We start from the raw sequence: 10,217 nt of genomic DNA on the forward strand, positions 1-10,217 counted from the left end.
GGGGCCCCCGGACCCCCCGCCGCGGGGCCGCGCGGGCGGGGGGTGGCGCCCCCCGGCCCGCCCCCCGGGGGGGGGGCGCTGGGGGGGGGGGGCCCCCCGGGGGGGGCGGGGGGCCCCACGCCGGACGGTTGTCAGGTCAGACGGCGAGCGCCTGGGCGCGACGCTTCACCTCCGTGCCGCGATTCTCGCTCAAGGCCTGCGCGGGCGTGCCCGGCAGGCTCGGGTCGGGGGTGAAGAGCCACTCCAGCATCTCTTCGTCGCTGAAGCCGTCGTCCCTCAGAACCGTCAGGAGGCCGACGAGCCCCTTGACGATCTTGTCGCCGTCGATGAAGGCGGCGGGCACGTGCAGTGCCCTGTTCTCTCCGCGGCGCACGGCGATCAGCTGGCCTTCCTTGACCAGCTGCCGCACACGCGTCACCTCGACATCGAGCATTTCCGCGATGTCGGGGAGGTTGAGCCAGGCGGGGACGAGAGCATCGATGTTTGCGTCAATCTCGGTCACAGGACAAGCGTGCCATCCCGGACTGACACTCGGAAGCCGGGCCGGTGCGGATGGACCACGGATCCTCCCGTTTCACCCCGTCCGTCACGCTTTGCCATGCCCTCAAGGAGACGGACTCACGCCACCGCGGACTTCAGCGGGCGGGCCGGGTCCGCGAGGAGCTCCGGGTCGAGCGCGGTCCCCGACTGGATGAGCTTGCGCCCCTGGGCCAGGTCACGCGGCTTGCCGACGGCGAGGACCGCCACCAGTGCGCCGCCATGCAGCCAGCACACCGACCAGGCGGCGCCGGCGGGGTCGCCGCGCCACACCGTCGCGTCGGCGCCCTCGTGGTGCCCGGCGTACTGCACGAACCGGCCGAACTGCTCGGACCAGAAATAGGGCACCGGGTCGTACACCGCCGGGGTCTCGCCGACGATGTTCGCCGCCACCGTGCGCGGCCCCTGCAGCGCGTTGTCCCAGTGGTGGACCATGAGGCGCTCTCCGTAGCGCCCCGAGGGGAACGAGGAGCAGTCCCCCACCGCGTAGACGTCGGGCACGGATGTGCGCAGTCCGTCGTCCGCGAGGACCTCACGGTGGGCGCCCAGCTCGATGCCGGAGCCGGCCAGCCAGCGGGTGGCGGGGCGGGCGCCGATGCCGACGACGACGGCTCCCGCGGGCAGCCGCGTGCCGTCGTCGAGGACCACGGCGTCCGGCTCGATGCGCTCCACGCGCGCGTTGGTGCGCAGTCGGGCTCCCGCGTCGGCGTACCAGGTCGCCATGGGCGCGGCGATCTCGGCGGGCAGCGCCCCGGCCAGCGGCCGCTCGGCGGCCTCCACCACCGTGACCCGGCAGCCGGCCTCACGGGCCGCGGTGGCGAACTCGGCACCGATCCAGCCGGCGCCCACGACCACCACGTCGTGCTGCTCGGCGAGGACGGGCCGCAACCGCTCGGCGTCGTCGAGCGTGCGCAGCAGGTGCACTCCGGGGGCGGACCGCGCGCCCGGCAGCTGGACGGGTTCGGCGCCGGTCGCGACGACCAGCACGTCGTACGGGACCGGCCCTTCGGCCGTGTCGAGCTCGTGGTCGCCGGGCCGCAGCCCGGTCACCTCGCGGCCCAGCTCAAGGGTGACGCCAAGCGCCTCGAAGTCCACGTCGAAGGCCGAGCCCTCGGCCTTGCCGAGCAGCACCGCCTTGGACAGCGGAGGCCGGTCGTACGGCTGGTGGGGTTCGGCGCCGAGGAGCGTGACCGCGCCGGTGAAGCCCTGTTCGCGCAGCGCGACCGCGGTCTGCACACCGGCCATGCCCGCGCCCACGATGACGACGTTCCGCTGCCCCGAAGGCGCTCCGCTCCCGCTCAGCTGCTCACTCACGGAAGCAACCTTAGGCACCTGGTCTTTCGTCGGTCAGCGATGCGGACCACTCCGACACCGTGACGTCCTCCACACACGCCGGCGGTTTAGCCCGCGAGCTCCTCGACCACGCTGGTGCCGCTGCCGTCCTGCGACTCCCACTCCCAGGTCTCGTCGAGGCGCACCCGGCCGTCGGGGAGCTCGGAAACGGTCGAGACGCAGTGTCCGGAGGAGGTGGTCCCGTCGGTCTTCAGCTGGACGTAGCGGAAGTCGATCTCGTCACCGGAGCGCGTGCCCACAAGGTGCCCCTGCACGACATCGCCGCCTACGTAGTCGGCCGAAATGCGGCCGTCGCTCTCCCGGTACGTGAAGCGGGTGCGCGTGCCCACCTGACCAGCAGCCTGGTCGGCAACGGGGGACATCACGAGACCGTCGAGAGATCGGGGCACTGGTTCGAGGCTCCCTTACTGGGGGTCGCGGTGAACGGCTAGGGTGGCCAACGTAGAGCACTCGCGGGAGCCCGTACGCAGCGGGCTGAGAGGGAGGCTGGAGCGGCCTTCGACCGTACGAACCTGATCCGGGTCATACCGGCGAAGGGAGGGGCTTGACGCCCATGTCGTCGACGCCATCCGTTCATTCGCAATCCGTTCGCTCGCACACCTGCGACGTCCTCGTCGTCGGTGGCGGCATCATCGGTCTGGTCACCGCTTGGCGGGCCGCGCAGCGCGGCCTGACCGTCGCGGTCGCGGACCCCGAACCCGGCGGCGGGGCCGCCCAGGTGGCGGCCGGAATGCTGGCCGCCGTCACCGAACTCCACCACGGCGAGCAGACGTTGCTCGGCCTGAACCTGGAGTCCGCGCGCCGCTACCCGGACTTCGCGACCGAGCTGTCCGAGGCCACCGGGCAGGACCTCGGCTACCGCGCGTGCGGCACGCTCGCGGTCGCGCTCGACTCCGACGACCGCGCCCACTTGCGTGAACTGCACGCGCTGCAAACGAAGTCCGGGCTCGACGCGGAGTGGCTGTCGGGCCGCGAATGCCGCCGCCTCGAACCGATGCTCGCCCCGGGCGTACGCGGCGGACTGCGCGTCGACGGGGACCACCAGATCGACCCGAGGAGGCTCGCGAGCGCCCTCGTGACGGCCTGCGAGCGCTCCGGCGTGACCTTCCACAGGTTGTGGGCCGAAAGGCTCTGTGTCGTCCGCGACCGGGCGAGCGGCGCGGTCCTCGCCGACGGCACCGAACTCGCCGCCGGCCAGGTGGTGCTGGCGGCGGGCAGCCGCGGCGGACAGCTCGCGGGTGTGCCCGACGCGGTGCTGCCGCCCGTGCGCCCCGTCAAGGGCCAGGTGCTGCGCCTGACGGTACCGAAGCGGTACGCGCCCTTCCTCAGCCGCACGGTCCGGGCGGTCGTCCGCGGCGGCAGCCTCTACCTGGTGCCGCGCGTCAACGGCGAGCTGGTCGTGGGCGCCACCAGCGAGGAACTCGGCTGGGACACCACGGTCACCGCGGGAGGCGTCTACGAACTCCTGCGCGACGCCCACGAACTCGTCCCCGGCATCACCGAACTCCCGCTCACCGAGACCCGCGCGGGCTTGCGCCCCGGTTCCCCCGACAACGCCCCGCTCCTCGGCCCGACCGCCCTGCCCGGCCTCCTCCTGGCGACCGGCCACTACCGCAACGGCGTGCTCCTGACGCCGATCACCGGCGACGCCATGGCGCACGCCCTGACCACTGGTGAACTCCCGGAAGAGGCCCGCCCGTTCACGCCGAAACGCTTCGGCACAGCCCTCGTGGAGCAGCCCGTATGAACGTCCACGTCAACGGCGAGCCGCGCACGGTGACCGCGGGCATCACGCTCGACCTCCTCGTCACCACGCTCACCACCGCGCCCAAGGGCGTCGCCGCCGCCCTCAACGAAACCGTCGTCCCGCGCACCCAATGGCCCGCCACGGCGCTCTCCGAAGGAGATCGCGTCGAGGTCCTCACGGCCGTACAAGGAGGCTGAACCGTCCATGGCCGACGACACTTTCGTCCTCGGGGGCGACCCGTACTCCTCGCGTCTGATCATGGGCACGGGCGGGGCGCCCAGTCTCGACGTCCTGGAGCGCTCTCTTGTGGCCTCCGGGACCGAACTCACCACCGTGGCGATGCGCCGCGTGGACGCGAGCGTGCACGGCTCGGTGCTCTCCGTCCTGGAGAAGCTGAACATCCGGGTGCTGCCGAACACGGCCGGCTGCTTCACCGCGGGAGAGGCGATCCTGACGGCCCGCCTCGCGCGCGAGGCACTCGGCACGGACCTGGTGAAGCTCGAGGTCATCGCCGACGAGCGCACCCTGCTGCCCGACCCGATCGAGCTGCTCGACGCGGCCGAGGCCCTGGTGGACGACGGCTTCACCGTCCTTCCCTACACGAACGACGACCCGGTCCTGGCCCGCAAACTGGAGGACGTCGGCTGTGCGGCGATCATGCCGCTCGGCTCCCCCATCGGTTCGGGGCTCGGCATCCGCAACCCGCACAACTTCCAGCTGATCACCGAGCACGCGCGCGTGCCGGTGATTTTGGACGCGGGTGCGGGCACGGCGTCCGATGTGACGCTCGCCATGGAGCTGGGCTGTGCGGGTGTGATGCTCGCCTCTGCGGTGACCCGCGCGCAGGAGCCGGTTCTCATGGCCGAGGGCATGCGGCACGCGGTGGAGGCGGGGCGCTTCGCGTACCGGGCCGGGCGCATCCCGAAGCGTCACTTCGCGGAGGCCTCCTCGCCTACGGAGGGGCGGGCGCGGCTCGATCCGGAGCGGCCGGCGTTCGTGTGACCCGAGCCGGGGTTGCGGTCGCGGGGCTCTGCCCCGGACCCCGCGGCCTCTCGTCCAAGAGCGGGGCTTGAAAAGGACCCCGCGGCCTCTCGTCCAAGAGCGGGGCTTGAAGGTGGTCACAGGTCTGCTGCAGTACGGCCCCGGCCTCGCGGCAGGAGAGCTGGGTGTCGGTGGCTCCTCGTACACTCGCCTGCGTGGACACGACCCTTCAGGACCCGTTGCTCGGGCACGTGCTCGACGGCCGGTACCGCGTCGACGCACGCATCGCGGTCGGCGGGATGGCCACGGTCTACCGGGCCGTGGACACCCGCCTCGACCGCGTGCTCGCGCTCAAGGTGATGCACCCCTCGCTGGCCGCCGACGTCTCGTTCGTGGACCGTTTCATCCGCGAGGCCAAGTCGGTGGCCCGCCTCTCGCACCCCAACGTCGTGGGGGTGTACGACCAGGGCACCGACGGCGCGTACGTGTATCTGGCGATGGAGTACGTGGCCGGCTGCACCCTGCGCGACGTGCTGCGTGACCGGGGAGCGCTGCGGCCCCGCGCCGCCCTCGACATCCTGGAGCCGGTCCTCGCCGCGCTGGGAGCGGCCCACCGCGCGGGCTTCGTGCACCGCGACATGAAGCCGGAGAACGTCCTTATAGGGGACGACGGCCGGGTCAAGGTGGCGGACTTCGGCCTGGTCCGCGCGGTGGACACGGTCACGAACACGACGGGGGCGGTCCTCGGCACGGTCTCGTACCTGGCGCCCGAGCAGATCGAGAACGGCACGGCGACGCCGAGCGTGGACGTCTACGCGTGCGGTGTCGTGTTCTACGAAATGCTCACAGGCGGCAAGCCGCACGCGGGCGAGTCCCCCGCCCAGATCCTCTACAAGCACCTCCACGAGGACGTGCCCCCGCCCTCGGCGGCGGTCCCCGGCCTCCCCTTCGAGCTCGACGAGCTGGTCGCGTCGGCGACGGCGCGCACCCCCGAGGTGCGCCCGCACGACGCCGTGGCGCTCCTCGCGCAGGCCAGGGGCGCCCGGTCGGCGCTCACCGACGCCCAGTTGGACGCGGTGCCGCCACAGGCCCGCGATACGGAGTATGTGGGGGCCGACGACCGTACGAGCGTGATCCCGCGCGCGGTGGGCACGCCCGTACAGCTGCCGCTGCCCACGGACGCCGCGGACCAGGCGCAGCTCAACCGGACGAGCCGCCTGGAGATGCCACCGCCTCCGCCCCTGGCCCCCGGACCGGCTCACGGCAGCGGTCGTGGTCGTGGTCGCGGCCCGCAGCGCCGCACCATCGCGATCCTCGCGGCGATCCTGCTGGTCCTCGGCGTCGGTACCGGCGTCTGGTACATCAACTCCGGCCAGTTCACGCAGGTCCCGTCCGTCCTGAACCAGACGCAGGGGCAGGCCGAGAAGCGGCTCGCCGACGCGGGCCTGGAGCGGGGCACGGTCGGCCGCGAGTACAGCGACACGTACAAGCGCGGCACCGTCATGGACAGCGATCCGGGCTCCCGCGACCGCATCCGCGGCGGCGGCACGGTGGACCTGACGGTGTCCAGGGGGTCGAAGACCGTGAAGGTCCCCGACCTCAGCGGCACGCCGCTGGACACCGCGAAGAGCGACCTCAAGAAGCGTGACCTCGAACCGGGCATGACCACCAAGGAGTTCAGCGACCAGATCGCCAAGGGCTCGGTGATCCGCACGGATCCCGGCGCGGGCGACACCCGCAGGGCCGGTTCCGCCGTCGCCCTGGTCGTCTCCAAGGGCGCCCCCGTCGACGTCCCCGATGTCACGGGCGAGTCCGAGCAGGACGCCATCGCCGACCTCGAGGACGAGGGCCTGAAGGCCGAGATCTCCACGAAGCGGGTCAACTCCGAGGAAGACAAGGGCGACATCGCACAGCAGTCCCCCGCCGAGGGCAAGCAGCTCGCCAAGGGCGACACGGTGACCCTGACGATCTCCAAGGGCCCCGTGATGGTCGAGGTCCCCGACGTCACGGGTCAGAAGGTCGACGAGGCGACGTCGCGGCTCAAGGCGGCGGGCTTCGAGGTGGAGGAGAACCGCGGCCTGCTCGGCCTGTTCGGCGACACGGTCAAGAGCCAGTCGGTGGAGGGCGGCGACGAGGCTCCGAAGGGGTCGACCGTCACGATCACCATCCGGTAGCAGGCGGGACCTGTGCACCGGCACCGGGGTTGCGCTCTCGGGGCTCCGCCCCGGACCCCGCTGCTCAATCGCCGCAGGGGCTTGAATTGCCCGGAGCCACCCGGAAGCCGGAGAAGCTTGATTTGCCGGAGCCGCCCGGAAGCCGCAGGGGCTTGAAAGACCCAGTACGCGTGCGTGACACCCTTGGCCGCGTGAACAGCAGCATCCGTAATCCCATCGGCGGCCACGTCCCCGTGGCCGGCGGCCTCGCGAGCGTAGGGCTCTCCTACGCCCGTGACCTCAAGGCCGAAACCGTCCAGGTCTTCGTGGCCAACCCCCGCGGCTGGGCCACTCCACTGGGGAACCCCCGGCAGGACGAGGACTTCCGCGCGCAGTGCGCCGCCGAGAACATCCCGGCGTACGTCCACGCCCCGTACCTGATCAACTTCGGCTCGCACACCGAGGCGACCGTCGACAAGTCCGTGGACTCCCTGCGCCACTCGCTGCGCCGGGCCCGCGCGATCGGCGCCCTCGGCGTCGTCGTGCACACCGGCTCCGCGACCGGTGGCCGGGAACGTGAGGTGGCCCTCGCGCAGGTCCGCGAGCGCATGCTGCCGCTGCTCGACGAGCTGACCCACGACGACGACCCGTTCCTGCTCCTGGAGTCGACCGCGGGCCAGGGCGCCTCACTGTGCTCCCGCACCTGGGACTTCGGCCCGTACTTCGACGTCCTGGACCGCCACCCCAAGCTTGGCGTCTGCCTCGACACCTGCCACATCTTCGCGGCGGGCCACGACCTCACGGGCCCGGCCGGCATGAAGCAGACCCTCGACCTCCTCGTGGACACGGTCGGCGAGGGCCGCCTCAAGCTGATCCACGCCAACGACTCCAAGGACGTCGTCGGCGCCCACAAGGACCGGCACGAGAACATCGGCTCCGGTCACATCGGCGAGGACCCGTTCCGCGAGCTGCTGGCCCACCCCGCGACCGAGAACGTTCCCCTGGTCATCGAGACACCCGGCGGTAAAGAGGGCCACGCGGCCGACGTGGCGCGCCTCAAGGAGCTACGAGCCTGAGGAATACCCCTGGGGGGTATATGGTTCCCTTGGTGACGGCATCCGCAGCGAGCACTGGGGGAACCATGCAGCACGAGACCCACGCCGGGCACGAGCACCATGACGCACCCGGCACCACCAAGGTCACCTGGTCCATGGCCGCGCAGGCCACCCTGCACTGCCTCACCGGCTGTGCCATCGGCGAGGTCCTCGGCATGGTGATCGGCACCGCGCTCGGCTGGGGCAACGTACCGACGATGATCCTGGCGATCGTGCTCGCCTTCGTCTTCGGCTACTCGCTCACCCTGCGCGGCGTCCTGCGCGCGGGCGTCGATTTCAAGACGGCGTTCCGGGTCGCGCTCGCCGCGGACACCCTGTCCATCGCGGTCATGGAGCTGATCGACAACGGCGTCATCGCCCTCTGGCCGAGCGCCATGGACGCCGGCCTCTCGGACGCCCTGTTCTGGGGTGCGCTCGCCGTGTCACTGGCGCTCGCCTTCGTCGTCACGACCCCGGTCAACCGCTGGATGATCGGCCGCGGCAAGGGCCACGCGGTGGTGCACCAGTACCACCACTGAGGACCGCAGAAGGCCCCGGAACCCCTAGAACTCGGGACCTTCGCCGGGCCCCTCCTGGTACGAGTACCGCTGCTCGCGCCACGGGTCGCCCACGTTGTGGTACCCCCGCTCCTCCCAGAATCCGCGCCGGTCCGCCGTCATGTACTCGACGCCGCGCACCCACTTCGGGCCCTTCCAGGCGTACAGATGGGGCACTACGAGGCGCAGCGGGAAACCGTGCTCCGCGGTGAGCAGCTCGCCGTCCTTGTGCGTGGCGAAAATGGTCCGCTCGGAGGCGAAGTCGGACAGTCGCAGATTGGACGAGAATCCGTACTCGGCCCACACCATCACATGGGTGACATCGGGCCCGGGAGGGGCGAGCTCCAGGATCGTGGAGGCGCGCACACCGCCCCATTCCGCGGCGAGCATGCTGAACTTCGTGACGCAGTGCAGGTCGCCGACCACGGTCCCGTACGGCAGCGCCGCGAACTCCTCGTGGTTCCAGCAGTGCTTGTCACCGTCGGCGGTCGCGCCGAAGACCCTGAACTCCCAGCGCTCGGGGCGGAACTTGGGCACCGGGCCGTAGTGCGTGACAGGCCAGCCGCGCTGCAGACGCTGCCCCGGTGGAAGCTCCGGCTGCACTGCTCCCCCAGACTCGCGACCCACCGGATGACCCATGCCTCCATCCTGACAGACCTGGACCAGTGGACGTGACCACGCCCACCCCGCCCGGACCTGCCGCGAACGCAGATTCGGGCAACTCCTACTAAGCGTGCACTTACTGGACGCACTCCTGTGCCGGTGCAAGGATGCGCGAAACCTGCCCAGTAACCGCTTGGAAGGAGCCTCTGCGATGCAGGGCGACCCCGAGGTCATCGAGTTTCTCAACGAACAGCTGACGGCCGAGCTCACGGCCATCAATCAGTACTTCCTGCACGCGAAGATGCAGGACAACTTCGGCTGGACGAAGCTCGCGAAGTACACACGCTCCGAGTCGTTCGACGAGATGAAGCACGCGGAGGTGCTGACCGACCGGATCCTGTTCCTGGACGGCCTGCCGAACTATCAGCGGCTCTTCCACGTCCGGGTCGGCCAGACGGTCACCGAGATGTTCCAGGCGGACCGGCAGATCGAGGTCGAGGCGATCGACCGTCTGAAGCGGGGCATCGAGGTGATGCGCGGCAAGGGCGACGTCACGTCTGCGAACATTTTCGAGTCGATCCTCGAGGACGAGGAGCACCACATCGACTACCTGGACACGCAGCTGGAGCTGGTGGAGAAGCTGGGTGAGGCGCTCTACATCGCGCAGCTCATCGAGCAGCCGGAGAGCTAGCAGCCGAGAGCTAGCAGCCGGAGAGCTGGCGGACGGAGGGCTAGGCAGCCTTCGGCATGTCCGCCGGCGGCGCGAGGGCCGCGGCCGTCTCACCATGCTCGACGAGGTCCCGGCGGGGGCACGCGCTGCGGCCGAGCAGCGCCTGGATCCGGCGGACGCAGGAGCCGCAGTCGGTGCCGGCCTTGCAGGCCGACGCTATCTGGCGGGGGGTGCAGGCACCGTCCTCCGCGTGCTTCTTGACCTGCGCCTCGGTGACACCGAAGCAGTTGCAGACGAACACGCGGTTCACCTCCCGGTCGGGCTGTCGTCGGGACTCATAGGAAACGCCGTCCCGATTGATCGGTGAGGCTAACCTAACCTTACCCGGCCGACCGGAAGCACAAAAGTGCCGTGGGGGGGGGGGGGCGCGCGGGGGCGCGCCCCCCCCCCGGGGCCCAACAGGACGCCGGACCCCGGCGGGGGGGGAGAAGCCCCCCCCCCCCACCCCCCCCCGCCCCCCGG

At 71.1% G+C, this 10,217-nt stretch carries 12 protein-coding genes and 1 riboswitch; of the genes, 7 read left to right on the forward strand and 5 right to left on the reverse strand.

The window, feature by feature from the left end:
• Positions 1–136: 136 nt before the first annotated feature.
• The 3 genes from ACIRHA_RS25240 to ACIRHA_RS25250 form a co-directional block, all read right to left on the reverse strand.
• Entirely contained in the window at positions 137–502 is a 366-nt protein-coding gene (locus ACIRHA_RS25240; RefSeq protein ID WP_351338777.1) for an Rv2175c family DNA-binding protein, read from the reverse strand.
• A gap of 116 nt (positions 503–618) precedes the next feature.
• Positions 619–1,851, reverse strand: a complete 1,233-nt coding sequence (locus ACIRHA_RS25245) for an NAD(P)/FAD-dependent oxidoreductase (protein WP_403849886.1) — start codon at positions 1,849–1,851, stop codon at positions 619–621.
• Between the two features lie 86 nt (positions 1,852–1,937).
• Positions 1,938–2,279, reverse strand: coding sequence for a hypothetical protein (locus ACIRHA_RS25250; protein WP_403849888.1), 342 nt, complete (start codon positions 2,277–2,279; stop codon positions 1,938–1,940).
• A gap of 53 nt (positions 2,280–2,332) precedes the next feature.
• Positions 2,333–2,446: riboswitch (TPP riboswitch) on the forward strand.
• On the opposite strand from ACIRHA_RS25250, the gene thiO reads away from it, so the two are divergent.
• The 6 genes from thiO to ACIRHA_RS25280 all read left to right on the forward strand — a co-directional run bounded on the left by thiO (position 2,444) and on the right by ACIRHA_RS25280 (position 8,404).
• Positions 2,444–3,637, forward strand: a complete 1,194-nt coding sequence (gene thiO, locus ACIRHA_RS25255; RefSeq protein WP_403849891.1) for a glycine oxidase ThiO — start codon at positions 2,444–2,446, stop codon at positions 3,635–3,637. Its footprint overlaps the riboswitch before it by 3 nt.
• Positions 3,634–3,834 carry a sulfur carrier protein ThiS gene (gene thiS, locus ACIRHA_RS25260; RefSeq protein ID WP_403849893.1) on the forward strand — a complete coding sequence of 67 codons (201 nt, stop codon included), beginning with the start codon at positions 3,634–3,636 and terminating at the stop codon, positions 3,832–3,834. Before thiO ends, thiS begins: the two co-directional genes overlap by 4 nt.
• Positions 3,835–3,841: 7 nt before the next feature.
• Positions 3,842–4,639 (forward strand): thiazole synthase, encoded by a 798-nt coding sequence (locus ACIRHA_RS25265; protein ID WP_403849896.1) that lies wholly within the window; start codon positions 3,842–3,844, stop codon positions 4,637–4,639.
• Positions 4,640–4,833: 194 nt separating this feature from the next.
• Complete coding sequence (pknB, locus tag ACIRHA_RS25270) at positions 4,834–6,792, forward strand: Stk1 family PASTA domain-containing Ser/Thr kinase (protein WP_403849898.1); 1,959 nt, start codon at positions 4,834–4,836, stop codon at positions 6,790–6,792.
• A gap of 191 nt (positions 6,793–6,983) precedes the next feature.
• Positions 6,984–7,847, forward strand: coding sequence for a deoxyribonuclease IV (locus ACIRHA_RS25275; RefSeq protein ID WP_403849900.1), 864 nt, complete (start codon positions 6,984–6,986; stop codon positions 7,845–7,847).
• 65 nt (positions 7,848–7,912) lie between these two features.
• Positions 7,913–8,404 (forward strand): DUF4396 domain-containing protein, encoded by a 492-nt coding sequence (locus ACIRHA_RS25280; protein WP_403849902.1) that lies wholly within the window; start codon positions 7,913–7,915, stop codon positions 8,402–8,404.
• A gap of 24 nt (positions 8,405–8,428) precedes the next feature.
• Here the strand turns inward: ACIRHA_RS25280 and ACIRHA_RS25285 are convergent, their stop codons facing one another.
• Complete coding sequence (locus tag ACIRHA_RS25285; protein WP_403849905.1) at positions 8,429–9,061, reverse strand: sulfite oxidase-like oxidoreductase; 633 nt, start codon at positions 9,059–9,061, stop codon at positions 8,429–8,431.
• 175 nt (positions 9,062–9,236) lie between these two features.
• On the opposite strand from ACIRHA_RS25285, the gene bfr reads away from it, so the two are divergent.
• Positions 9,237–9,716 (forward strand): bacterioferritin, encoded by a 480-nt coding sequence (gene bfr, locus ACIRHA_RS25290; RefSeq protein ID WP_403849907.1) that lies wholly within the window; start codon positions 9,237–9,239, stop codon positions 9,714–9,716.
• Positions 9,717–9,756: 40 nt separating this feature from the next.
• On the opposite strand, the gene ACIRHA_RS25295 is transcribed toward bfr, so the two are convergent.
• Positions 9,757–10,005, reverse strand: coding sequence for a bacterioferritin-associated ferredoxin (locus ACIRHA_RS25295; RefSeq protein WP_403849910.1), 249 nt, complete (start codon positions 10,003–10,005; stop codon positions 9,757–9,759).
• Between the last annotated feature and the right edge of the window lie 212 nt (positions 10,006–10,217).

The sequence above is a fragment of the Streptomyces sp. NPDC102360 genome (assembly GCF_044766085.1).
GTDB lineage: Bacteria > Actinomycetota > Actinomycetes > Streptomycetales > Streptomycetaceae > Streptomyces.

What these genes read in the sequence shown, in the direction of transcription:
- bfr (WP_403849907.1), top strand. Translation starts at nt 9,237, where the DNA reads ATGCAGGGCGACCCCGAGGTCATCGAGTTTCTCAACGAACAGCTGACG.
- ACIRHA_RS25285 (WP_403849905.1), bottom strand. Translation starts at nt 9,061, where the DNA reads ATGGGTCATCCGGTGGGTCGCGAGTCTGGGGGAGCAGTGCAGCCGGAG.
- ACIRHA_RS25265 (WP_403849896.1), top strand. Translation starts at nt 3,842, where the DNA reads ATGGCCGACGACACTTTCGTCCTCGGGGGCGACCCGTACTCCTCGCGT.
- thiS (WP_403849893.1), top strand. Translation starts at nt 3,634, where the DNA reads ATGAACGTCCACGTCAACGGCGAGCCGCGCACGGTGACCGCGGGCATC.
- ACIRHA_RS25280 (WP_403849902.1), top strand. Translation starts at nt 7,913, where the DNA reads ATGCAGCACGAGACCCACGCCGGGCACGAGCACCATGACGCACCCGGC.
- thiO (WP_403849891.1), top strand. Translation starts at nt 2,444, where the DNA reads ATGTCGTCGACGCCATCCGTTCATTCGCAATCCGTTCGCTCGCACACC.